The 24,208-nt window shown below is 61.3% G+C and carries 21 protein-coding genes and 1 pseudogene; 15 read left to right on the plus strand and 7 right to left on the minus strand.

Annotated features, from left to right (window positions below):
- Positions 1-79 precede the first annotated feature (79 nt).
- Positions 80-388, minus strand: a complete 309-nt coding sequence (locus AAEZ09_RS16335) for an RcnB family protein (protein WP_045057686.1) — start codon at positions 386-388, stop codon at positions 80-82.
- 193 nt (positions 389-581) lie between these two features.
- Between AAEZ09_RS16335 and AAEZ09_RS16340 the strand changes: the two genes are divergently transcribed.
- Both AAEZ09_RS16340 and AAEZ09_RS16345 read left to right on the plus strand, forming a co-directional pair.
- Positions 582-2,393 (plus strand): monovalent cation:proton antiporter-2 (CPA2) family protein, encoded by a 1,812-nt coding sequence (locus AAEZ09_RS16340; protein ID WP_350600038.1) that lies wholly within the window; start codon positions 582-584, stop codon positions 2,391-2,393.
- Between the two features lie 156 nt (positions 2,394-2,549).
- Positions 2,550-3,650: a DNA alkylation repair protein gene (locus AAEZ09_RS16345; protein WP_350600039.1), complete on the plus strand. Its 1,101-nt coding sequence runs from the start codon at positions 2,550-2,552 to the stop codon at positions 3,648-3,650.
- A gap of 94 nt (positions 3,651-3,744) precedes the next feature.
- On the opposite strand, the gene AAEZ09_RS16350 is transcribed toward AAEZ09_RS16345, so the two are convergent.
- Positions 3,745-4,647, minus strand: coding sequence for a LysR family transcriptional regulator (locus tag AAEZ09_RS16350; RefSeq protein WP_350600041.1), 903 nt, complete (start codon positions 4,645-4,647; stop codon positions 3,745-3,747).
- A gap of 121 nt (positions 4,648-4,768) precedes the next feature.
- On the opposite strand from AAEZ09_RS16350, the gene AAEZ09_RS16355 reads away from it, so the two are divergent.
- The 3 genes and pseudogenes from AAEZ09_RS16355 (at position 4,769) to lldD (ending at position 9,635) form a co-directional block, all read left to right on the plus strand.
- Positions 4,769-6,415: a GMC family oxidoreductase gene (locus AAEZ09_RS16355; protein ID WP_350600042.1), complete on the plus strand. Its 1,647-nt coding sequence runs from the start codon at positions 4,769-4,771 to the stop codon at positions 6,413-6,415.
- Positions 6,416-6,615: 200 nt separating this feature from the next.
- On the plus strand, positions 6,616-8,238 hold the full coding sequence (locus AAEZ09_RS16360; RefSeq protein ID WP_045057681.1) for an MFS transporter: 1,623 nt from the start codon (positions 6,616-6,618) through the stop codon (positions 8,236-8,238).
- A 241-nt stretch (positions 8,239-8,479) separates the two neighbouring features.
- Positions 8,480-9,635, plus strand: a pseudogene (gene lldD, locus AAEZ09_RS16365) (FMN-dependent L-lactate dehydrogenase LldD).
- Between the two features lie 11 nt (positions 9,636-9,646).
- On the opposite strand, the gene AAEZ09_RS16370 reads toward lldD, so the two are convergent.
- Positions 9,647-10,009, minus strand: coding sequence for a DUF427 domain-containing protein (locus AAEZ09_RS16370; RefSeq protein ID WP_045057679.1), 363 nt, complete (start codon positions 10,007-10,009; stop codon positions 9,647-9,649).
- A gap of 131 nt (positions 10,010-10,140) precedes the next feature.
- The gene (locus AAEZ09_RS16375; RefSeq protein WP_350600044.1) at positions 10,141-10,299 is read right to left on the minus strand and encodes a hypothetical protein; all 159 of its coding nucleotides are present in this window, start codon (positions 10,297-10,299) and stop codon (positions 10,141-10,143) included.
- A 38-nt stretch (positions 10,300-10,337) separates the two neighbouring features.
- Here AAEZ09_RS16375 and AAEZ09_RS16380 point away from each other — a divergent pair, with 38 nt between their 5' ends.
- The 4 genes from AAEZ09_RS16380 to AAEZ09_RS16395 all read left to right on the plus strand — a co-directional run bounded on the left by AAEZ09_RS16380 (position 10,338) and on the right by AAEZ09_RS16395 (position 14,374).
- Entirely contained in the window at positions 10,338-12,287 is a 1,950-nt protein-coding gene (locus AAEZ09_RS16380) for a DNA topoisomerase III (protein WP_350600045.1), read from the plus strand.
- Positions 12,288-12,365: 78 nt separating this feature from the next.
- Positions 12,366-12,995 carry a glutathione S-transferase family protein gene (locus tag AAEZ09_RS16385; protein ID WP_045057677.1) on the plus strand — a complete coding sequence of 210 codons (630 nt, stop codon included), beginning with the start codon at positions 12,366-12,368 and terminating at the stop codon, positions 12,993-12,995.
- A gap of 25 nt (positions 12,996-13,020) precedes the next feature.
- Positions 13,021-13,524, plus strand: a complete 504-nt coding sequence (locus AAEZ09_RS16390) for a GNAT family N-acetyltransferase (RefSeq protein ID WP_350600047.1) — start codon at positions 13,021-13,023, stop codon at positions 13,522-13,524.
- 520 nt (positions 13,525-14,044) lie between these two features.
- Positions 14,045-14,374, plus strand: a complete 330-nt coding sequence (locus AAEZ09_RS16395) for a hypothetical protein (RefSeq protein WP_045057705.1) — start codon at positions 14,045-14,047, stop codon at positions 14,372-14,374.
- A 70-nt stretch (positions 14,375-14,444) separates the two neighbouring features.
- On the opposite strand, the gene AAEZ09_RS16400 is transcribed toward AAEZ09_RS16395, so the two are convergent.
- On the minus strand, positions 14,445-15,947 hold the full coding sequence (locus AAEZ09_RS16400; RefSeq protein ID WP_350600048.1) for an aldehyde dehydrogenase family protein: 1,503 nt from the start codon (positions 15,945-15,947) through the stop codon (positions 14,445-14,447).
- Positions 15,948-16,176: 229 nt separating this feature from the next.
- Between AAEZ09_RS16400 and AAEZ09_RS16405 the strand changes: the two genes are divergently transcribed.
- A complete protein-coding gene (locus tag AAEZ09_RS16405; protein WP_350600050.1) occupies positions 16,177-16,692 on the plus strand; it encodes an HvfX family Cu-binding RiPP maturation protein in 516 nt (171 codons plus the stop codon).
- A 52-nt stretch (positions 16,693-16,744) separates the two neighbouring features.
- The gene (locus AAEZ09_RS16410) at positions 16,745-17,443 is read left to right on the plus strand and encodes a dienelactone hydrolase family protein (RefSeq protein ID WP_045057673.1); all 699 of its coding nucleotides are present in this window, start codon (positions 16,745-16,747) and stop codon (positions 17,441-17,443) included.
- Positions 17,444-17,518: 75 nt separating this feature from the next.
- Here AAEZ09_RS16410 and AAEZ09_RS16415 read toward each other — a convergent pair whose 3' ends face one another.
- The gene (locus tag AAEZ09_RS16415; RefSeq protein WP_045057672.1) at positions 17,519-18,133 is read right to left on the minus strand and encodes a cell wall hydrolase; all 615 of its coding nucleotides are present in this window, start codon (positions 18,131-18,133) and stop codon (positions 17,519-17,521) included.
- A 199-nt stretch (positions 18,134-18,332) separates the two neighbouring features.
- Between AAEZ09_RS16415 and AAEZ09_RS16420 the strand changes: the two genes are divergently transcribed.
- The 4 genes from AAEZ09_RS16420 (at position 18,333) to cahR (ending at position 22,823) form a co-directional block, all read left to right on the plus strand.
- Positions 18,333-19,184, plus strand: coding sequence for a CAP domain-containing protein (locus AAEZ09_RS16420; RefSeq protein ID WP_045057671.1), 852 nt, complete (start codon positions 18,333-18,335; stop codon positions 19,182-19,184).
- A gap of 199 nt (positions 19,185-19,383) precedes the next feature.
- Positions 19,384-20,742: a chromate efflux transporter gene (chrA, locus tag AAEZ09_RS16425; RefSeq protein WP_350600051.1), complete on the plus strand. Its 1,359-nt coding sequence runs from the start codon at positions 19,384-19,386 to the stop codon at positions 20,740-20,742.
- Between the two features lie 92 nt (positions 20,743-20,834).
- A complete protein-coding gene (locus AAEZ09_RS16430) occupies positions 20,835-21,713 on the plus strand; it encodes a serine hydrolase domain-containing protein (RefSeq protein ID WP_350600053.1) in 879 nt (292 codons plus the stop codon).
- A gap of 105 nt (positions 21,714-21,818) precedes the next feature.
- On the plus strand, positions 21,819-22,823 hold the full coding sequence (gene cahR, locus AAEZ09_RS16435) for a transcriptional regulator CahA (RefSeq protein WP_045057668.1): 1,005 nt from the start codon (positions 21,819-21,821) through the stop codon (positions 22,821-22,823).
- Between the two features lie 37 nt (positions 22,824-22,860).
- Here the strand turns inward: cahR and AAEZ09_RS16440 are convergent, their stop codons facing one another.
- Positions 22,861-24,189 carry an MFS transporter gene (locus AAEZ09_RS16440; protein WP_350600055.1) on the minus strand — a complete coding sequence of 443 codons (1,329 nt, stop codon included), beginning with the start codon at positions 24,187-24,189 and terminating at the stop codon, positions 22,861-22,863.
- Positions 24,190-24,208 lie beyond the last annotated feature (19 nt).

Raw genomic sequence — 24,208 nt, forward strand, 5'->3', positions numbered from 1 at the left:
AACCTCCGGTTGCCTGGCAAGGGGCTTCAGACGCAGCCTTTATCCCGCATTGCCGAAGCTTCACCGCATGACCGGGCGTTTATTTTTCCACCGGCGTGATATCGACGATCGTACCGTTGGTGATCATCACCATCATGTACTTGTCATGCACCTGCACCCACTGAGCTTGCTCTACAGGGGCTTTCAGGCCTTTAGCTTTCCAGTTTTTCAGCGCTTTTTCAGGGCGCTGATAGATATCCGGGGCGCGGTCATTGACATTCAGTTCACGGGTATTGGTAGCACTTGGCTGCACGGTTTTTTCAGGTGGGTCAGCCGCTTGAACGATGGGACTGATTCCGGCAACGCCGGCGGCAATGGCCAGGGCGGCGATGAGGGTTTTGCTGTTCATGGTTGATCCTCCAGAAATGTCGTAATACCTGAACTCCGACTACGGGCGGAGAAAATCATTCACTCACGACGCAACGATTCGCCAAGGCCGGCAAACAGGCTGCATTCATACAATCATGCCGGCCCATGGCTGACGCATCCGGTTACAGGCTTTATCCTTGTCGCCCCCGCCGTACCGAGTTCTGGAGTAAGCCATGCCCCATGAAGGCAACCTGTTGCAAGCCGCTGTCGTCTTTCTGTTTGCGGCGGTGCTGACCGTGCCCCTGGCCAAGCGCCTGCAACTGGGCGCGGTGCTGGGCTATCTGTTTGCGGGAGTGATCATTGGCCCGTCGGTGCTGGGCCTGATCGGCAATCCACAGAGCGTCAGCCATATTTCCGAGCTCGGCGTGGTGTTGCTGTTGTTCATCATTGGCCTGGAGTTATCACCGAGACGGTTGTGGGTGATGCGCAAATCCGTGTTTGGCGTCGGCCTTGCACAGGTCCTGCTGACCGGGTCGGTGATTGGCTTGACCGCCTTGTTCATGTTCGGCCAGCCGCTCAACAGTGCCATCGTGCTGGGTCTGGGCCTCGCCCTGTCCTCCACCGCCTTCGGCCTGCAGAGTCTCGCCGAGCGCAAGGAACTGACCAGCCCCCACGGCCGACTGGCCTTTGCGATCCTGCTGTTCCAGGACATCGCGGCGATCCCGCTGATCGCCATGGTGCCGCTGCTGGCGGGAGGCGACCACACCTCCACTGCAGCCGAAGATGTCAATCATGGGTTGCGGGTGCTCGGCAGTATCGCCGTGGTGGTGATCGGCGGGCGCTACCTGTTGCGGCCGGTGTTTCGCGTGGTGGCCAGGACGGGGCTGCCGGAAGTGTCCACCGCCACCGCGTTGCTGGTGGTGATCGGCACGGCGTGGCTGATGGACCTGGTGGGCGTGTCGATGGCCCTGGGGGCGTTTCTCGCCGGGCTGCTGCTGGCGGACTCCGAGTACCGTCATGAACTGGAAGCGCAGATCGAACCGTTCAAGGGTTTGCTGTTGGGCCTGTTTTTCATCAGCGTCGGCATGGGCGCCAACCTGAGCCTGCTGCTGAGTGCACCGATCACCGTGCTGGGCCTGACCCTGTTGCTGATCGCCATCAAGTTGCCGCTGCTGTTTGTTGTCGGGCGGCTGGCCGGCGGCCTGGGCAAGGTCAGTGCGATTCGCCTGGGTATCGTGCTGGCGGCGGGCGGTGAATTCGCTTTTGTCGTGTTCAAGATCGGCCGCGACCAGGGCCTGTTCGAGCCGCGCCTTTACGATTTGCTGGTGTTGACCATCACCTTGTCCATGGCCGTGACCCCGCTGCTGTTGCTGGTGTGCGCACGCCTGGTGAGCCCGAAGGTGCAGCCGGTGGTGGTGCCGGAGAAGTTTCGTGAGATCGACACCGACGCCCCGCGAGTGGTGATCGCCGGCATGGGCCGCATGGGGCAGATCGTCGCGCGGATCCTGCGGGCGCAGAACATCAAGTTCGTCGCCCTCGACACGTCAGTGGAAACCATCGAATTGTCTCGCAGTTTTGGCGGCGTGCCGGTGTTCTACGGCGATCCAATGCGCCCGGAAATCCTCAGCGCCGCCAAGGTCGAGCAGGCGGAGTATTTTGTGATTGCAACCGATGACCCCGACGCCAACATCAAGACTGCCGAGGTGGTGCACAAGCTCTACCCGCACATCAAGATCATCGCCCGCGCCCGTAACCGCCAGCATGTGCACCGCCTGGTGGACCTGGGAGCCGAGGCGATTCGGGAAACCTACTATTCGAGCCTGGAAATGAGCCGCCGCACGCTGGTAGGGTTGGGCCTGACCCAGGCCCAGGCCGACGCCCGCATCAAACGCTTCAAGCATCACGATGAACAGGTGCTGGAAGCCCAGCATGCGATTTATGACGATGAGGCCAAAGTGCTGCAGACGGCGCAGGAAGCCAGGGCGGAATTGGCGAAGCTGTTTGAGTCGGATCAGCTGGAGGAGGAGAAATTGGGTAAGGTTTGAGTTGTTGTTGTGTGGAAGACCGCCATCGCGAGCAGGCTCGCTCCCACATGGGAGCAGTGCATTGTCTGCGCCGCCTCTGGTTGCTCCGGGTGGCGTCTCGACGATGAACGATGCCGCGGCAGATTCAGATAAGTAATGAATTCAAAGGAACCCACAATGGCTGCTGATCAACCCGCTCCTGCGCTCAAGGAAATCTTCAACGCCGAGCGCCTCCGGCACATCGCGACCGAGATGAGCGCGGTGTATCCCGAGTTCAATGCCAAGGCATTCATGAAGATGGCCAACGAAGGCCTCGCCGAATTGTCGATCATGCAGCGAATGGCCCGGGTCAGTGACTGCCTGTATGCGGTGCTGCCGTTGAGCTACGAGGAAACCCTCGGCGTGCTGCGGGCCTTGGCGCCTCGGTTGAACAGCGGTTTCGTCAGCATTTCATTGCCGCATTATGTCGCGACCTACGGCAGCCATGCGTTCGAAGAGTCGATGGCCGCCCTCAAATACTTCACCACGTTCGGTTCATCGGAGTTTGCAATCCGATATTTCCTGCGCAGCGATTTCGAGCGCACCCTGGCGGTCATGCACCAGTGGTCGCTGGATGACAACGAACACGTCCGCCGCCTGGCGAGCGAAGGCAGCCGGCCGCGACTGCCCTGGTCTTTCCGGCTGGAGCGGATTCAGGCTGATCCGGGCCTGGCCGCGGCGATCCTCGACAACCTCAAGGCCGACGACAGCCTGTACGTGCGCAAGTCCGTGGCCAATCATTTGAACGACATCACCAAGGAGCATCCCGACTGGGTGCTGGACCTGATCGAGGGCTGGGCGCTGGAGAACCGGCACACTGCCTGGATCGCCAAACACGCCCTGCGCAGCCTGATCAAGCAAGGCAATCGACGGGCGCTGGCGATCATCGGCGCAGGCGGCAAGGCCGAGGTCCAGATCACGGACGTTCGGGTTGAGCCGCCAGTCATTACGCTTGGTGAGAAGATCACTCTGTCGTTTGCCGTGCAATCCACGGTCGAGCACGGCCAGCGGCTGGTGATCGATTATGCGATCGACTACGTCAAGGGCAATGGCAGCACCTCGGCGAAGGTGTTCAAGCTCAAGGCGCTGACCCTGCCGGGCAAGGCTTGCGAACGAGTAGCGCGCAGCCAGCAGATCAAGGAGCTCACCACCCGCCGCCATTACGCGGGCAAGCACGCGGTGCATGTGATGGTGAACGGCGAGCGGTTGGCCACAACGGCCTTCGAGATCCTGCCGTGAAACACCAATCCCTTGTTCGCGATGGAGGTACACGATAAGGCGGGGCAACAGGTTACCCGCCGCGACCTTTAGACCATCGCGAGCAAGCTCGCTCCTACAGTGCAGCTTGATCCGTGCCCAGCAACAGGCCCTGCTCGCTCTCACACAACGCCACCACGTAGTCCCACAACACCCGCAGCCGCACCGACTTGTGCAACTCGCGGCGGGTGCTGATCCAGTAGCTGCGCAGAAGGCTTTCATCCGGCAGTAGCGCCACCAACCCCGGGTCGGCACTGGCCATGTAGCACGGCAGCACCGCGATCCCCAGCCCCGAGCGGGCCGCCTGCTGCTGGGCGATGACGCTGGTGCTGTGGAACACCACCTGGGGGTTGCGGCAGAAACTGTTGAGAAACATCAGTTCCTGGCTGAACAGCAGGTCGTCGACATAGCCGATCCACGCATGCCGGCCGAGGTCTTCGCGGCTGCGCAGCGGGGGCGCACGATCCAGGTAATCCTGGCTGGCATAGAGCGCCAGGCGGTAGTCCGTGAGCTTGCGGGTGACCAGCATGTCGGCCGCCGGCCGTTCCAGGTGGATGCTGATTTCGGCTTCGCGGTTGAGGATGCTGACAAAACGCGGCACCGCGACCAGCTCCACTTCCAGACCGGGGTAACGCTCGAAGAGGTCGCTCATGCGGCTGGCGAGAAACATGATGCCCAGCCCCTCGGTGACCCCCACGCGGATCTTGCCGAGGGGCGCCGTCGATTGGGTCATTTCTTCCTGGGCCAGCAACGCGACGTTTTCCATGGCCTCGGCGTGTTTGAGCAGCGCTTCGCCAGCAGGCGTCATCTGGTAACCCTGGGCATGCTGGACGAACAGCGCGGTCCCCAGGCTTTTTTCGATGGCTTCGATATGCCGGGCGACGGTGGCATGGGTGGTGTTCAAACGACGCGCGGCGGTGAGCAAGCGCCCGCTGCGCTGAAGTTCAAGAAAAAACCGCAGGTCATTCCAGTCGAACATCGATCGTCCCCAAGGCCGCACTGTTTAAAAACGCACAGCGGCTGCGCAAAAATTAACATTCTTTAAACGAAAGCTAACAACTAGGATGACTGACAACAAGAACAACAATACGAGGTCAGGGATGCCGACTTCCCTTGATGAATACGACTATGTAGTGGTCGGGGCCGGTCCGGCCGGTTGTTTGCTGGCCAATAGACTCTCGGCCAACCCGCAGCATCGGGTGTTGCTGCTCGAAGCGGGCGGTCGCGATAACTATGCGTGGATTCACATTCCGGTGGGTTACCTGTTCTGCATCGGCAACCCGCGTACCGACTGGTGCTTCAAGACCGAAGCGCAAGCCGGGCTGCAAGGGCGCGCCCTGAGCTATCCACGGGGCAAGGTGCTGGGCGGCTGCTCCTCGATCAACGGCATGATCTACATGCGCGGCCAGGCGGGCGATTACGACAACTGGGCCGCCGACGGCAACCCCGGCTGGGGTTGGGACCAGGTGTTGCCCCTGTTCAGGAAAAGTGAAGACCACTTTGCCGGCGACTCGCAGTTTCATGGCGCTGCCGGGGAATGGCGGATCGAACGCCAGCGCCTGTCCTGGCCGATTCTGGACGCATTCCGTAGCGCCGCCGAACAGAGCGGAATTGCCAGCGTCGATGACTTCAACCAGGGCGACAACGAAGGCTGCGGGTATTTCCAGGTCAACCAGAAAGCCGGGGTTCGCTGGAATGCGGCCAAGGCGTTTCTCAAGCCCGTGCGGCACCGGCCCAATCTCACGGTACTGACTGACGTCGAAGTTGATCGCGTACAACTGGACAATGGCCGCGCCTCGGCGGTCATCAGCCGCTGCCAGGGCCAACCGAGAACCTTCAGGGCTCGCCAGGAGATCATCCTGTGCGCAGGCGCCGTTGGCTCGCCAAGTATCCTGCAACGCTCGGGCATCGGCCCTCGCCCACTCCTGCAATCACTCGGCATCGGTGTGGCCCATGAACTAGCGGGGGTTGGCGGCAACCTGCAGGATCACCTGCAACTGCGGCTGATCTACAAGCTGGAAAATGCCCGCACCCTGAACCAGATCGCCGGCAGCGTGTGGGGCAAGATGGGCATGGGCCTGCGTTACCTTTACAACCGCAGCGGGCCGCTGTCGATGGCGCCGAGCCAGTTGGGCGCTTTTGCCCGGTCGGGGCCGGAGCAAACCTCGGCCAACCTCGAGTACCACGTGCAGCCGCTGTCGCTGGAGCGCTTCGGCGAGCCGTTGCATGCCTTTCCCGCCTTCACTGCGTCGGTGTGTGATTTGCGCCCCCAAAGTCGTGGTCGCGTGGAAATCCGCAGCGCGAATGCCCAGGACGCGCCACTGATCCAGCCCAACTACCTGAGTCATCCGCAAGACCTGCGGGTCGCGGCGGATGCCATTCGCCTGACCCGGCGCATCGTGTCGGCACCCGCCCTCGCCCGCTTCAACCCGGTGGAATATCTGCCCGGGGACAGTTTGCAAAGCGAGGAAGAACTGCACGAAGCGGCCGCGCGCATCGGCACGACGATTTTTCACCCGGTGGGTACCTGCCGCATGGGCAACGATCGGGACGCGGTGGTCGACGCGCAGCTCAAAGTCCACGGCATCCCCGGTCTGCGGATTGCCGACGCTTCGATCATGCCAAGTATTACCTCGGGCAACACCTGTTCGCCTACGCTGATGATTGCGGAAAAGGCCGCTGAATTGATCCTCAATCCAACCTTAAGGAGCACCACCACGCTAAAGGAACGGGTCACCACCACCTGAAACCCCCGCGCCCCCCCGTAGGAGCTGCCGGAGGCTGCGATCTTTTGATCTTGAAAAGCAACATCAAAAGATCGCAGCCTTCGGCAGCTCCTACGGCGGCGGGGCCTGCACGCACTACCTACATCGAAGTACCGGCACCCGCCCACAAGGCAGGCGCCGACAGTGGAACAAAAAAAACAATCACTGTAAGGGATACCGATATGTCAGAACATGTTCAGCCGCTGGAGACCGTGGGCCGCGCCGAGATCGGTCACGACACCCGCAAGGTCATCTTCGCCTCGTCACTTGGAACGGTCTTCGAGTGGTACGACTTTTTCCTCTACGGCGCGCTCGCCGCAGTGATCAGCAAGCAGTTTTTCTCGGGGGTCAATGACACCACGGCGTTCATCTTTGCCCTGATGGCCTTCGCGGCAGGCTTCATCGTGCGGCCGTTCGGCGCGCTGGTGTTCGGCCGACTGGGCGACATGATCGGGCGCAAGTACACCTTCCTGGCGACGATCGTGCTGATGGGCGTGGCGACCTTCTGCGTCGGCCTGTTGCCCACCTACGCCAGTATCGGCATTGCCGCGCCCATCATCCTGGTGGTGCTGCGCATGCTCCAGGGCCTGGCCCTGGGCGGTGAATATGGGGGGGCGGCTACCTACGTGGCGGAACACGCACCGATCGGCAAGCGCGGCTTCCACACCAGCTGGATCCAGTCCACCGCAACCCTCGGCCTGCTGCTGTCGCTGCTGGTGGTACTGGGTTGCCGCTATTTCACCGGCGACCAGTTTGAAGTCTGGGGCTGGCGGATTCCGTTCCTGTTTTCCATCGTGCTGCTGGGGATTTCCACCTGGATTCGCCTGAGTCTGCACGAGTCCCCCTCATTCGTGAAAATGAAAGAGGAAGGCAAGCTCTGCAAGCAGCCGATTCGTGATTCCTTCGGCAAATGGGAGAACCTCAAGGTGGTGCTGATTGCCCTGTTCAGCATCAACGCCGGTCAGGCCGTCACCTTCTATGCGGCACAATTCTATGTGCTGTTCTTCCTCACCCAGTTCCTGAAAATGGACCCGGCCCTGGCCAACAGCCTGCTGATCATCAGCGTGATCATCGGCGCGCCGTTCTTCATCTTCTTCGGCTGGCTGTCGGACAAGGTCGGGCGCAAACCGGTGCTGATGCTTGGACTGCTGCTGGCCACGGTCCTGTACTTCCCGATCTTCAAATCCCTGGCGCACTATGCCAACCCGGCCATTGACCTGGCCAGCCAACAGGCGCCGATCACCGTGCTGGCCGACCCGGCCACCTGCACCTTCCAGTTCGATCCAGTGGGCAAAGCGAAATTCGACAGCCCATGCGACAAGGTCAAGACCTTCCTCGTCAAGCAAGGGCTGCCCTACAGCAGCGCCGCAGCCCCCGCTGGCAGCGCCGTGCAGGTCAGCGTCGGCGACGTGAAGATCGATGGCTATGACGAAGCCGCCCTGCGCGGTGCGATCACCCTGGCCGGTTATCCGTCACAGGCAGACACCCAGCTGATCAACAAACCGATGATCGTGGCATTGATCGTCGGGCTGATCATCATCTCCGCCATGTGCTACGGCCCGCTGGCAGCGTTGATGGTCGAGCTGTTCCCGACGCGGATTCGCTACACCTCGATGTCCCTGCCCTATCACATCGGCAACGGCTGGTTCGGTGGCTTCCTGCCGACGGTGTCGTTTGCGCTGGTGGTGTACACCGGGGATATTTTTTACGGACTCTGGTACCCGGTGCTGATCACCGGGGTGAGCCTGGTGGTCGGCTTGATCTGTTTGCGTGAGACGAAAAACGTCGACCTGGACACCAACTGACAGCAGACGAAAAAACGCCCCGCACACGCGGGTAATGCTATCCAGTTAAGGCTTTTGCTGGAGCGAGCTTGCTCGCGAAAAACGCATAGACACCGCGTTTAACCAGGCTTAACGCGTTATCGTTGACGTTTTTTCGCGAGCAAGCTCGCTCCTACAGTGGTCGGTTTTCGTTTAACTGAAGAGTATTTCGGTAACCTGAGCACATGGGTCATCGCAATCACCAGACCGAGGCAGCGTCTTCATGATCATTTCATCTGCATCCGACTATCGCGAGGCGGCGCGGCGCAAACTCCCGCGCTTTTTGTTCGATTACATCGACGGCGGGGCCTATGCGGAGCATACGTTGCGCGCCAACAGCGCCGATCTTAGCGGCATCAGCCTGCGCCAGCGGATCCTGAAAAACGTCGAGACCCTGAGCCTGGAGACCACCCTGTTCGAACAGAAACTCGCAATGCCAATCGTGTTGGCGCCGGTCGGCCTGACGGGCATGTTTGCCCGACGGGGTGAAGTCCAGGCCGTCAGGGCTGCGCAAAACAAAGGCATCCCCTTGTGCCTTTCGACGGTATCGGTGTGTTCGATCGAGGAAGTCGTCGCCCAGAGCCAGCAACCGATCTGGTTTCAGCTGTACGTGCTCAAGGACCGCGGTTTCATGAAAAACGCCCTCGAGCGAGCCAAGGCGGCCGGCGTAAAGAACCTGGTGTTCACCGTGGACATGCCCACGCCCGGCGCGCGTTATCGCGATGCGCATTCAGGGATGTCCGGCCCGTATGCTTCGTCACGGCGCATGCTGCAAGCCATGACCCGGCCCGACTGGGCTTTCAACGTCGGCCTCATGGGCCGTCCCCATGATCTGCAACATTTCCAGATACCTCGGCAAGGCCGTGACCCTGGAGGATTACATGGGCTGGCTGGCGAATAATTTCGACCCGTCGATCAGCTGGAGTGACCTGGAGTGGATACGCGATTTCTGGCAAGGACCGATGATCATCAAGGGCATCCTCGATCCCCAGGATGCCAGGGACGCGGTCAGCTTCGGGGCTGATGGCATCGTCGTGTCGAACCATGGCGGCCGCCAACTGGACGGCGTGCTCTCGACCGCCCGGGCATTGCCGCCGATCGTGCAAGCCGTGGCGAATGACCTGACCGTGCTGGTTGACTCGGGCATTCGTTCGGGACTGGACGTGGTGCGCATGCTCGCGCTGGGTGCCAAAGGCGTCCTGCTGGGACGATCAATGGCCTACGCGCTGGCCGCCGACGGTCAACGCGGAGTGGAAAACATGCTGGATATCTTTGCCAGGGAAATGCGCGTGGCCATGACCTTGACCGGGGTGACGTCGATCGATCAGATCGACGAAACCACCTTGGTCCAGGCACAGCGGCTATCGGACCTGGTTTAACTGGCGTTTTATCAGACCTCGGCGTCCAGCAATTCGAACTTAACCTGATTCGGGTAGAACGCGACGTAATCCTTGATCTGCGCCACCGACACCTTGGGCTTCTCGTAACTCCACACCGCGTTGGCCCCCTCATGCCCGGGAACCTGCAGGCTGAAATAGCTGGCGTCGCCCTTGTACGGGCAATAACTGGTGTGATCGGTGCGGGCGAAGTACTTCTCGTCGATGTCTTCGCGCGGGACGTAATACACCGGCGGGTAATTGGCCTCCAGCAGCACCAGCGCGCGCGAGGACGCGGCCACCTGGATGCCGTGGAATTTCACCAGAAGGCAGCCCGGTTGTTCAGCAATGGTAATGACAGCGGGGGGAGTTGACATGGAGTGGATTCCTCTTGGAAGACTTGACTCAATCGGTGCGAAAGCTTGTACCCGCGGGGGGCGAGCATCCTCATAAAGGGCAGCTTGGCGTGGTCAAAACCTGCATCACCAGCTATCAGGTATAACCCAAGTTACGCCTGCACGAACGCTTCACAGCCGAACGGAAGCTTCACTCCACGCCCTTCGGTGACGGGCTCGGCCCAACGGCAGTGGCTCAGGGCAACGAACGGAAACTCATCCGCTGTACATCCATACAGATAAAGATTGATCCCTCGCCCGTCAACCGCCATTCTGTGCACCTCTCGTACACTGAACATCGATGGTGGTCATGCGGCTGTACCTCTGTGAAAAACCTTCCCAGGCCAAGGATATTGCGGCCGTGCTCGGCGCCCGGCGTCGCGGCGATGGCTGCTGGCTGGGTACGGACGTCACGGTGACCTGGTGCATCGGCCACCTGCTGGAAACCGCGCCACCGGATGCCTACGACGCACGCTACAAGCGCTGGGTGCTGGCAGACCTGCCGATCATTCCTGATAAATGGAAGATGACTGTCAAGCCGCGCACTGCCAGCCAGTACAAGGCAGTCAAACGGTTGCTGGGCGAAGCCGATGAGCTGGTGATCGCCACGGACGCCGACCGCGAAGGCGAAATGATCGCTCGGGAGCTGGTCGAACATTGCCGGTATCGCGGGCCGATTCGTCGCCTCTGGTTATCGGCGCTGGATGACGCATCAATTCGCAAGGCGCTGGCGGCGCTCAAGCCGGGAGCCGAGACGTTCAGCCTGTACCACTCCGCCCTGGGCCGCTCCCGGGCCGACTGGCTGATCGGCATGAACATGAGCCGCTTGTTCACCCTGCTGGGACGGCAGTCCGGTTATCAGGGAGTGTTGCCGGTCGGTCGAGTGCAAACGCCCACCTTGCGCCTGGTGGTGGATCGGGATCGCAGCATTGCCGATTTCGTCCCGGTCGCCTATTGGGCGATTGACGTGCAACTGCTGCACGACGGCACACCATTCACCGCGCAATGGCGCGCAGCTTCCGAGGTTTGCGACGACCAGGACCGCTGCCTGAACCCGGAACTGGCCCGGCAGGCCGCAGCAGCTATCAGCCAGGCGGCCAGCGCCCGGGTGGTCAAGCTGCGTACCGAGCGCCTGCGTGAAGTCGCCCCCCTGCCCTTCGACCTGGGCACTTTGCAGGAGGTCTGTTCGAAGAAACTGGGCCTCGGTGCCCAGGAGACGCTCGACATCGCCCAGGCACTCTACGAAACCCATAAAGTCATCACCTATCCTCGAAGCGACTGCGGCTACCTGCCGGTCAGTCAGCACGGCGAGGCGCCCGGCATTCTGGCAGCGTTAAGGCAGGCCGATCCCGGCCTGAACGCATTGAATGATCACCTTGAACCGCACCGACGCTCCCGCGCCTGGAACGATGCCAAGGTCAGCGCTCACCACGGGATCATCCCCACGGCGGCAGCAAAGAACCTCGAGCGACTGGTGGGCAAGCAGCGGGCGGTGTACACATTGATTCGCGCACGCTACCTGGCGCAGTTCCTGCCCAACCACGAGTATGACCGGACCCAGGCCGACTTCGACTGCGCCGGGCAAGCGCTGCGAGCTGTTGGCAAGCAGATCGTCGAGCCTGGCTGGAAACGCGCCCTGCCCGAGGCCCTGGCCCCGGCCAAGGGACGCGAAGCGCCGGTTCCGCAAACCTTGCCGACCCTGGCCGAAGGTCGTGAATGCAAGGTTGTCGACGTCAAGCTCAAGGACCTCTGGACTCAGCCGCCCAAACCCTTCACCGAGGGCGACCTGATCAAGGCGATGAAAAATGTCGCCAAGCTCGTGGAAGATCCGCTGCTCAAGCAAAAACTCAAGGACACTACCGGCATCGGTACCGAAGCGACTCGCGCGTCGATCATCCAGGGGCTGCTCGACCGCGGCTACCTGATTAAAAACGGCAAGGCGCTGGCCGCGACCCCGGCGGCATTCAGCCTGATCGACGCCGTGCCCCGGGCCATTGCCGACCCGGGTACCACGGCGATCTGGGAACAGGCGCTGGACATGGTGCAGAGCGGCGAGATGAGCCTGGAAGAGTTTGTCACCAAACAGGCCGCCTGGATGAGCAAACAGGTGGCCCGCTGCGCAGGCCTGAGCCTGACCATCAGCGGGCCTGCAAGCCCGGCAGGGCGCGGAGCCACGCCGTGGAAAAACAAACGCAAACCGTCCAAGCGCAAACCGGCCACCAGCACCCGGCGCACGGCAAAACCGGCAAACAAACCATAAGGGCACTTCGCGCGGACTGTGATGGTCTAGTGTTGTTCAAGCCCGGCGCCAGCCCTACTACCTGAAAAGGCCAAGAACATGATTATCGTCCATCACCTGAACAACTCTCGCTCGCAACGGATTCTCTGGCTGCTGGAAGAACTGGGCATCCCCTATGAGCTCAAGCGCTACCAGCGTGACCCGAAGACCAACCTGGCACCGCCGGAGTTGAAGGCAGTCAATGCCCTGGGCAAATCCCCGGTCATCGAAGACGGTCAACAGACGTTGATCGAGTCTGCGGCCATCATCGATTACCTGATCCGACGCCACGGCCAGGGCCGCCTGCAACCTGACCCCGCCACAGCCGCCTATGATCAATACGTGCAATGGCTGCATTTCGCCGAAGGTTCGGCGATGCTGCCACTGATGCTGAACCTGTACGTGGGTCGACTGGGCGAGGCTGGCGCGCCATTGCATCCACGGATCAACTCGGAAGTGGCCAACTACCTGGGTTACCTCGACACGGCGCTGAGCCAGGGCGACTACCTGCTGGGCGCTGAATTCAGCGCCGCGGACATCCAGATGAGCTTTATCGGCGAGATCGCCAGGGCGCAAGGCAAACTCGGTCAGTACCCGCACGTCGCCGCCTGGGTCGACCGCTTCCAGAAACGCCCAGCCTACGCTGCCGCACTGAAGACCGGTGGTCCATACGATTTCGCGCCCCACTGATCGACCTGGTCAGGAGCCACTTTTAATGCCCGTGATAGAACTGCACGCCGCCCAACGCGACGATCTGGACACCATTGAAAACCTGATGCAGTTCTACCTGTACGACTTCAGTGAATGGCTCCCGCTGAAGCTCGCAGGGCACGGTTTCTTCAGTATCCAGCCCCAGGTGGACTACTGGAGAAAGTCGGCCACCCGGCCCTTCCTGATTACGGTTGACGGCGAACTGGCCGGCTTCGTGACCGTCGACGACCAGACCCACCTCGATGGCGCGCAGTTGAACTTGGGTTATCTGTTCGTCACTCGACGTTTTCGTGGCCAGGGCGTCGCGAAGTTTGTCGTCTCTGCCCTCTTGAGCGTCCACCCGGGCCAATGGCAAATTTTCCATATCGATGCAAACCAGCCGGCACGGCGGTTCTGGGCCGGACTCATACCGATTCTCACAGGCCACCAGTACAGCATGCACCAGCGACCGGTGGATGGACATCCCTGCACCTTTTACCGCTTCGAAACCCCGCCCCAGGCCGTCTGAACGGGGCGCGCTGCCTCGCCCTGCTCATTCCAAACCGCTTTGTCCGACAATATGTAGTGAACAAAAATAATCACTACATAACCATTGACGCCTCCGATTTGCCCTTGCATGATGCAGACATCTCCCCGATCGGGAGTACGGCAACATGTTTGAGCAAGCTCGTCTGACCGCCGAGCTGTTATTCCCGGATACACGCTGCCCACAAGGCAGATTGAAGAAGCTGACCTGGCCCGAACGTCCAGTACAAGGACGAGAAGCGCTGGCGATCAATCCTCATGAAGCTTGTGGCCGACCCTGAAAAGTCGGCAGTGGCCTCCAGGTTTTCGCTGCTTCTCTTCGTTGTGACGCTATTGCGTAGCAGTTATTCAACACGACTACATGCAACAGACGCGGGACCTCGCCACATTCGGCGAATGAACGCTGACGTCCTGGTTTCGGTGCCAGGGATCAACTAACCGGATGGGCTACCTGTATTAGCGAACCAACTTTGAAAGATCACCAAATGGTCAAGGGGCAAATCATGAATCTGAACAATCAACCCACTATCGAAGAACTGGCTCGCATGTTCGCTGCGCAAAAAGACAGCCACGACAGCCATATTCTGTGGATCAGCAAGTCGGGCCAGGTTCATATGGACTGCCTGGCAACGCACGCCGATGAGACGGAATTCGACAAGAACAACCAGAACCTGCTTGCCCGACTGAAGATGTACCGTCGCGGCCAGGGCTACGTTGGCAAGAAAGCCGCCGCTGATAAAGACTTCATCGGCAGTGTTCTGCAAACGCTGAAACAGGCGTGGGCGTCGATGCAGAACCAGAACGAAGTTCGGGTGATTGACCGGTTCTACTGATACTTCACACCTCTAATATAAAAAGGGCCTGCTCTCGCCAAAGAGCAGGCCCTTTTTTGTAGCCAGCTTTTTAGCGTTTAACGCCCAGATCAATCTGGGTCATGCGACTGCGAATGGTGAACACCCCATCCCCCGAGAGAATCGCGCTGCGTGCAAACAGGCGACCGCTCTCCCAGTTCGAAAGGCCCAGCTCCGGCTTGTTCAATGCGTACTGGCCATCCACCCAACGGGTGATTCCGTTACCCACGAAAGGCGCATTCACCGCGTTGTAGAAGCGCTCCTGGATGCTGGCGTCCTCACTGATCAACGACACCGTGAATTGCGGGCTGTAGCGGTTGAACAGGTCGATGGACTGATCCAGGTCATCCACGATTTTCAGACTGACTTCGGGCGTTTCCTCCCATTCCCATTCACGCCCCAGTTGAGCCTCGGGCAATGGCTCAGCCAGCGCTTCGGTGCGGTAGCCATCGGCGCGATAGACCTCGACACTCGCCGTTTGCCACTCCGGCGGCAAGCGCCCTTCGCTGCCCTCGACGATGTGCAATTTGCAGCCTTGACCACGGCTGTTGCCGGCCTGCTGCAGGGCGTCGAGAAACAACGGCACCAATTCAGCGGCCCGGTCGCGGTGAATCAGGCAGACGTTCAGGGTGTTGCAGACTTTACGGTCGAGGGAGTTGCGCACCACGGCGGCAAAACGCCGGGCGTCGGCGTCCTTGTCCGCTATCAGCCAGGCACCTCCGGTGCCGTGCAGGCTGACGGCGGTGCCGGCCTGCTGGGCGATACTGCCCAGCTGGCTGACTGCGCGGCCAGAACCTCGGGCCACAGCCAGCGACAGGCGCCGGTCGGCGAACATGGCCCAACCCGCTGCGTGATTGACACTTTCCACCAGCGACACAGCGCCGGCGGGCAAGCCGGCATCCGCCAGCGCCGGGTTCAATGCATGGGTAACGATGGCCTGGGCAGTGCCCAACGCATCACTGCCGATGCGCAGCACGGCGGTGTTGCCCGTACGCAGAACGCCAGCAGCGTCGGCAAAGACATTCGGTCGACCCTCGAATACAAACGCAACAATGCCCAGCGGTGAGACCACCTGCTCGACCTTCCAGCCGTCATGCTCGACGCAACTGATGACTTTGCCGCGAGACGCCGACGCATCGCGCCAGGCCTTGAGTCCGGCGATCATGTCGCGGCGCATCGGCTCATTGGCCAGCAGTCGCGTGGTGGAACGTCCCCGGGCCTTGGCCCGCTCGATATCGGCCAGGTTCGCCGCCTCGATCAACGCCCAGGCCTGCGGGCTTTCCAGGCGCTGCGCGAAGTGGTCGAAAAATTCGCTGATCGCCTCATCCGACACGGCCGACATCGCCTTGAAAGCCGCTTCGGCGCGCTCGATCGCCACGGCTGCCGCTTGCTGGTCAGCCACCGGAATCAAGAGCAATTCACCACTGACCTGCTCCACCAGAAGGTGGTCGCCGGGCTGGAACCGCTCAGCCAGTTCCGGGCTGACGACAGTGACACGATTCCCGGCGAATGGAATGGGCGTGCCAGCGACTAGACGATCGAGCGCAAGAGACATGAAGCGGTTTCACCATGCAATGGAGGGGCAGAAAAGGTACCGGAAAATCCCCGAAGCGTCATTCCCGGCATTTCAACCAGCTCAAGCGTATCCATGTGTATCCACCCCCATCCCCGACACACTAACCCTCCAGTCCCCTGGCCCACGACACATCGCTGATACACCCGGCTGATGAAATCCGCCTGTCGATTGGCCAGGCCGATCAAAACGCGCAACGGAGATCCCGCCCATGAACACCTCACTCTCTTCGGCCGTCAAAGGCCTGCACTTCAACCTCGACCGCGCCGGCCGCTGGATGGCGCCGCTGACCTTGCGGGTGTTCCTGGCCTGGGAATTCTTTGAGTCGGGCCTGGAAAAGTGGAACGGGCAGAATTGGTTTGCCGGCATTCAGGAGCGATTTCCGTTTCCGTTCAACCATGTCCCCGCCACCTTCAACTGGGAACTGTCGATGTGGGCCGAGCTGATCTGCGCCCTGGCCCTGCTGGTGGGCCTGGGCACGCGAGTCTCGGCGCTCATCCTGATGGTGGTGACCGTCGTCGCCACCGCAGCGGTCCACTGGCCGGCCGATTGGTCTACATTGAGTGAGCTGGCCCAGGGCTACGCCATCAGCAACAAGGGACATGGCAACTTCAAGCTGCCGCTGATTTACCTCGCCGCTCTCCTTCCGCTGGTATTGACCGGAGCAGGCAAACTCAGCCTCGATGCGCTGCTGGCATGCACTTTCTGGCGCCGTAACATTCGTTGAAATGTTACCGTGGCAAGCTACACCCCCCTCACTCGCGTAGACAGGAGCCACCATGAGCGTAACCACCCAATGGATCGAGATCGACAGCGCCGACGGTAAATTCGGTGCTTACCTGGCGATTCCCCACACGCAAAAAGGCCCGGGGATCGTATTGATCCAGGAGATCTTCGGCGTCAACGAGCACATCCGCTCGGTCGCCGAACAATACGCTGCCGACGGCTACCTGGTGGTCGTGCCGGATCTGTTCTGGCGTAGCGGCGCGCGCATCGAGTTGACGTACGACGAAGCCGGCTGGAAACGCGCCGTCGAACTGATGAATGCCACGGACATCACCAAAGCCCAGGACGACATCAAGCTGGCCATTGCCGCTCTCAAGGACCAGCCGGGCCTGGATGGCGGCGTGGCCTCCATTGGCTACTGCTTCGGCGGCCTGCTGTCCTACCTGACCGCCGCCAACGGCCTGGTGGACGTGGCGATCACCTACTACGGTGGCGGTATCCAGGACCAATTGGACCGCGCCGACGAAATCACCGTGCCGCTGTTGATGCACTTCGGCGAAGAGGACAGCCACATTCCACTGGAAGCGGTGGAAAAAATCGCCGAGCGCTTCGAGAACAACGACTTCGTGGAAATCGTCATCTATCCGCAAGCCGAACACGGTTTCAACTGCTCGCACCGCGACAGCTACAACCAACGGGCTGCGGCTGAAGCCCATGGCAATACGCTGATCTTCCTGGGTCAGGAACTGTAAGACGGCGGCACACGAAAAAGGCACCTGAGAAGGTGCCTTTTTTGTCGCCCATTCCTGAAGCTCGTCTCCACGCCCCTACTTCGCGTCCCCGCCCCGCGGCTTGTAGAACCTGAACCTGCCGATATCCGCCGTCTTGATGTACTTGCCCGCCCAATCCGGCCGCACCGTTTTGTCATGGAAATACATTGCCCCCAGTGTCCGGTCATTGAGCGTGCGGTTCAGCGCCTTGCGCGCGATTTCCTTGGCGACCGCGTACTCGGCATCCTCCCTGACCTGATCCGAACGCCCGTCGCACCACCAGGAAAACTGACAGTTACGGCTTTCCGAGCCCTCCTTGACCACTGCGCATACCGTGTCGGGAAAACCTTCGTGCCCCAGGCGGTTCATGACCACGCTGGCCACGGCTTCCATTTCCCGGGTCTGCCTGCCCTTCGCCTCCCAGTAGATGGACCGCGCAAGACAGGTTATGGCGTCATCCAGCGGCGCCGAGCCGGCGGGATCGACCGCCTGCACCTCCGAGGTGGTGATCGCCTCGGCTTTGGGCACCGGTACGTCGGGGCCTTTTTCCGCCGCCTTTTGCTCAAGCACCTCAGCCTTGTCCTCGGCTTTTTGCTGTTCAAGTTCAGTGGCCATCACCTGGCCGCCGACCAGGGAGAGTGCCAGGCAGGTTGCAGTCCACATCAAGCGCATGATCGACCCTTCTCAAAGAACCGGATGGGGCAGCGCATTATCGACGCTGTTAAGCGCTAATCGGCGGCCTGGCTTGATTGTAGTCGCCCCAATTCATTTCATCCGGCGGCCAATAAAACTGTTTCCTGGCACAAAAAGGCATTGCGCAAGCGGGGGTGAAATCGCGCATCATGGGCGCAGTCTGCCCAAGGGGATTTTCATGCGCTTCATTTCATCCGTTATGCGCCTCGCCGCGTTGTCGCTGGGCCTGTCATTCGCCGCCCAGGCGCTGGCGGTCGATGAGAAACAACTGATCGATTCGATCAACCTCTACCGCACCCAGCCCCAGCGTTGCGCCGACCAGGTATCACCGGAACTGCCGCCACTGGCAGGTGATCCACGCCTGGCACTGTCGGCGACAAACGTGCGCAACCTGCAGCAAGCCATGGCCAGTGCCGGCTACCCGATGGTCAATGTGCAGGCGATCACCCTGTCCGGCCCGCGCGATGCGCAATCGGCCATGCAAGCCATTCGGGAAAGTTTCTGCCACGTGGTGCTCGACCCGCAGTTTGTCGACATCGGCGTGAGTCGCGACGACCGCGATTGGCGCATCGTGCTGGCGCGGCCGCTGATGTCCGCACGCCTGGGCGATTCCCAGGCCGAAGGCCAGAAAGTCCTGACCCTGCTCAACAACGCCCGCAGCCAGGCTCGCCAGTGCGGCACGCAATCGTTCGCTGCCACCACCCCGCTGGCCTGGAACGCGACACTGGCGAGCGCCGCCGAGACCCATTCGCGAGCCATGGCCAACAACAATTTTTTCGACCACAAGGATCGCGACGGCCGCACGCCGGGTGACCGCGCGGAACTGGCCGGCTACATCGGCCAGCAGATCGGCGAAAACATCGCCGCAGGGCAAGACACCGTGGGCAAGGTCGTCGACGGCTGGATCGCCAGCCCTGGTCACTGCGCCAACCTGATGAACCCCGCGTACAAGGAACTGGGCGCGGCCTACGCGGTAGACCCGAAGAGCGATGCGGGGATTTACTGGACGGCGATGTTCGGCACCCAGTAATGACCGAGGTATCAATTGCTTCGATCTTTCAAATCATGAAGGCGAATTTTTTATTTCTGCGCGACCTGTTCAAGATGGCTGCACTTTTAGCACTCTACGGAACAAGCCCTCATGAACCTCAATTTCGCGTTTGCGTGCATGATCGTCGTGTCGTTTGCGATCGCGTTGGGTCACGGTTAAGTCATTCGGGAGCACCTGTTTGAGCCATCCCCCCTGCTCCACCGACGAACAGGCTCAGGCACCACCCCGGGCGGTCCCGCTAAGGGAAGCCTTCGGGTTCTGGCTCAAACTGGGGTTGATCGGTTTTGGCGGCCCGGCCGGGCAGATCTCGATCATGCACCAGGAACTGGTGGAGCGCCGGCGCTGGATCTCCGAGCGCCGGTTTCTGCACGCCCTCAACTACTGCATGTTGCTACCGGGCCCCGAAGCTCAGCAACTGGCGACCTATCTCGGCTGGTTGATGCACCGCACCTGGGGCGGCGTGATTGCCGGCGCGCTGTTCGTGCTGCCGTCGTTGTTCATCCTCATTGCATTATCCTGGGTCTACATTGCTTTCGGCGAAGTGCCGGTCGTGGTCGGTGTGTTCTACGGGATCAAGCCGGCGGTCACCGCCATCGTGCTGCAAGCCGCGCACCGCATGGGTTCCAGGGTGTTGCAGAACAACTGGCTGTGGAGCATTGCCGGCGCCTCCTTTGCCGCTATCCTGTTGTTGAACGTGCCCTTCCCTTTGATTGTGCTGGCCGCAGCACTCATCGGGTACGTCGGCGGACGCCTTGCCCCCGGAAAATTCACGGTCGGCACAGCGCTGGCCAAGGGTAAATCGTTTGGGCCCGCGCTGATCGATGACGATACCCCGCCACCCGCACATGCCCGCTTCAGCAGCCTGAAATTGCTGCGCCTGGCGTTTATCGGGGCAATCCTGTGGACGCTGCCGATGGGCGCGCTCACCCTCCTGTTCGGTTGGCACGGCACCTTCACCCAGATGGGCTGGTTCTTCACCAAGGCCGCGCTGCTGACCTTTGGTGGCGCCTATGCGGTGCTGCCCTATGTGTACCAGGGCGCGGTCAGTCATTACGGATGGCTGACACCCACCCAGATGATCGACGGCCTGGCGCTGGGCGAGACCACCCCAGGTCCGTTGATCATGGTGGTGGCGTTCGTCGGCTTCATCGGCGCCTACGTGCAACAGGTATTTGGCCCGGACCAGGCGTTCCTGGCGGGCGCGCTCGCGGCGGCGCTGGTGACCTGGTTTACGTTCCTGCCCTCGTTCCTGTTCATCCTGGCTGGCGGTCCCCTGGTGGAATCGACCCACAACCAACTTAACTTCACTGCGCCGCTGACCGCCATCACCGCAGCGGTGGTCGGGGTGATTCTCAACCTCGCGGTGTTTTTCGGCTATCACGTGCTGTGGCCAGGCGGGTTCAGTGGCGGGTTCGACTGGGTGTCGCTGTTGCTTGCACTGGTGGCGGCGATCGCGCTGCTGGTTTTCAAGCGCGGTGTGATCGAAGTACTGCTGGCATGCGCGCTGGCGGGCGTGCTGGTGCACTGGCTGCGCTAAGGTCATTCAGCAATGGCCGGATGTAAACATTTGATCACCGGCTTTTGCATTCTGGCAAACTCTCGCCGCGCCCCCTTTCAGAGCAGCCAGCAATGCTTTTCTCCCTTATTTCCAACGGTACACCCCTGACCCCGGATCGGTCCGATGCGACGATCCCTTGGTGGAGCTTTACCAAGACCGTGCTGGCGGCTGCCGCCCTGACGCTGGTGCGCGATGGCCTGATCGAGCTGGATCAGCCACTGCCCGAAGGCCCCTTTACCCTGCGCCAATTGTTGCGCCATGAAGCAGGCCTGGCGGACTACAGCGAACTGGCCGATTACCACGGCGCAGTCGCCCGCGGCGACGTTCCCTGGCCGGCGGATGAAATGCTGCAACGCCTTGACGCAAGCCGCCTGCGTTACGCACCGGGAGATGGCTGGCACTATTCGAATGTCGGTTATCTGTACGTGGCGCGACTGATCGAGCGCTTGACTGGCCTTGCCCTGGATGAAGCCCTGGCGCAACGGGTGTTCGTACCGCTTGGCCTGTCCCGGGTCCGTCTCGCCAGGCGTGAAGTCGATCTGCACGGGGTAAACATGGGCGCTGTCGCCACCTATGACCCGGGCTGGGTGTACCACGGGCTGCTGGTAGGGCCGTTGGTGGAGGCCGCCTTGTGCCTGGACCGTTTATTCGCTTCAGACTTCCTGGCGCACTCCTTGCTTGCTCAAATGCAGGCAGTGCGCACGCTCGGTGGACCGATCCCGGGACGTCCCTGGATCGCCCCCGGTTACGGCCTCGGCCTGATGCACGGGCCGGTCGAGGGTGGACGCATCCTCAGTGGTCATACCGGCGTCGGCCCCGGCAGTGTCGTGGCGGTTTATCGCAGTGTTTGCGGCCCGGATATCACCACCTGCGCGGTCTTTTCCGATGGCACCGACGAAGGCGCCGTGGAGGCCGAGGCCGTGCGCCTGTTGAGCGAGCACTGGGTGTAATATTCAAGCACTCGGTACCTGCACATGACCCTCATGAAAACGCGATGATGCCGCAACAGGTTGCTACCTGCGCAGAACGCGTCAATGGTACAGCGGAGAGTATTGATGAAGGCGAACACGCCGCCCGTGGACGGCCCGGCAGGTGAACAACGGCCGGTGAAAACCGTTGGCTTTCTGGTCATTCCCAATTTCACCACTATTGGCTTTGCCTCCTCCGTGGAAACCCTGCGCATGGCCAATATGGCGGCGCGCCGGCCGATGTTTCGCACGGTGGTGATCGGCGCCACACTGGACCCGGTCACCGCCAGCAACGGGATGCGCATCCTGCCTGATTACTCGATCGTCGACGCACCCGAGCTGGACATTCTGTTCGTGGTCGGCGCAAACCCGATAGTCTCCAATCACAGCAGCCGGCCACTGCTCAACTGGCTGCGCAAGCTTGCCCATCAGCAGGTCACGCTGGGCGGCATCTGCACCGGCAGCCACCTGCTGGCGCGCGCGGATCTGCTCAAGGGTTACCGCTGCACCATTCACTGGGAAGATATCGAGGCACTCAAAGAGCGGTTTCCCGGGATCATCATCTCCAATCAGCTGTTCGAACTGGATCGCGATCGCTACACCTGCTCCGGCGGCGTGGCGTCCATGGACATGACCTTGCAACTGATCGCCCGCGAACCCGGTGGCCGCGACATCGCCGCCCATGCCGCCGAGTTGCTGCTGTGCGACCGGGTGCGCGGGGCGCAGGAGCAGCAGCGCGTGCCTTTAAGGCAGAAGCTGGGGACCTCGCAGCCCAAGCTCAGCCAGATGGTGGCGATCATGGAAGCCAATCTTGAAGAGCCGGTCAGCCTGGAAGAGCTCGCGCGTTTGAACGAAGTGTCGGTGCGCCAGCTGGAGCGCCTGTTTCACAAACACCTGCAGCGCACCCCCAGCCAGTACTATCTGGAGCTACGCCTGTCGCGGGCGCGGCAATTGCTGCTGCGAAGCGAGTCGCAGGTCCGCGATATCGCGCTCGCCTGCGGCTTTGTGTCCCCGGCACATTTTTCCAAATGCTATAGCCGGTTTTTTGGAGTGTCGCCGATCGGTGAGCGCAAGCAGTTGGCAGTGCATTGATGCAAGGACGCCATCGCGGGCAAGCCTTGCTCCCACATTAATCCTGCAAAGCCTTGTGCGCCGTCTCCCGGCTAGCCAGCATGGCCACCAACGCCACCGCTGCAGCGGCCAGCAGATACCAGGCTGGTGCCATCTTGTTACCGGTCATCTGGATCAGCCAGGTCGCGATAAACGGTGCGGTCCCGCCAAACACCGCATTGGCGATATTGAAGCTGAAGGCAAACCCGCTGAAGCGCACGCGAGTGGGAAATATCTCCGCGAGGAAACACGGCAAGGTGCCGTCATTCATGGCCAGGATTGCACCGAATGCGATCTGGATCATCAACACCACCAGCAGTGGCTGATGATCGAGCATTCCGAACAACGGGAAGGTCAGCAACAGGAATAATACCGAAGCCGTCAGCAGCATGGTCTTGCGCCCAAAGCGGTCCGACAGCCTGCCCATCAGGAAAATCAGGCCGATGTAGGTCGCCAGGGACACCGTTGACGCCAGGAACGAATCACTTTCGCTCATGCCCATTTCAGTCGACAGGTACGTCGGCATGTAGCTGAGCAGCAGGTAGAACGCCACGGCGTTCAGGCAGGTCACGCCGATGCCGATGATCACGCTGCGCCGGTGCACGGTCAGCAGCTCGCGAACCGGGGCATGGGTCGCACACTCCTTGGCTTCGAGGCGCTTTTCCATCTCCAGGAACTTGGGCGTGTCCTGCAGGCTCATGCGGATGTAACGCCCCACCAGGCCAAACGGCGCCGCCAGCAGAAACGGCAAGCGCCAGCCCCAGCTGTGCAGGTCCTCGACGCTGAGCCAGGCATGCAGGCCCGCCACGAAGACCGCGCCAAACAACAAACCGGCGGCGGTACTGGCCGGGACAATGCTGGTGTACAGGCCGCGCTTGCCTTCCGGGGCGTACTCGGCGAGGAATGCCGACGCACCGGCGTATTCACCGGACGCAGAGAACCCCTGGAACAGGCGGATCACCAGCAGCAACGCCGGTGCCCACAGGCCGATGTGATTGTAGGTGGGCAGGATGCCGATGCAGAACGTCGAGACCGACATAATCAGGATCGACCAGGACAACGCGCTGCGCCGCCCATACTTGTCACCAAAATGCCCCCAGACCAGGCCACCCAGGGGACGGACGATGAACGACAGGGCAAACACCGCGAACGTCGCCAGCAAGGCGCTGGCCTTGTCGGTCTGCGGGAAGAATGTCAGGGCGATGACGGTGGCCAGGTAACCGTAGGCGGCGTAGTCGAACCATTCGACGAAGTTACCCATGAAGCTGGCACTGGCCGCGCGCCGCAGGGCTTTGCGCTCGGAAGTTCTTTCGTGGGTCTGCGCGAGGGTGAGGCTTGCGGTGCTCATTGCGCACCTCCCGGGGTGG

The organism is Pseudomonas sp. 65/3-MNA-CIBAN-0223 (assembly GCF_040310425.1).
Lineage (GTDB): Bacteria > Pseudomonadota > Gammaproteobacteria > Pseudomonadales > Pseudomonadaceae > Aquipseudomonas > Aquipseudomonas gregormendelii.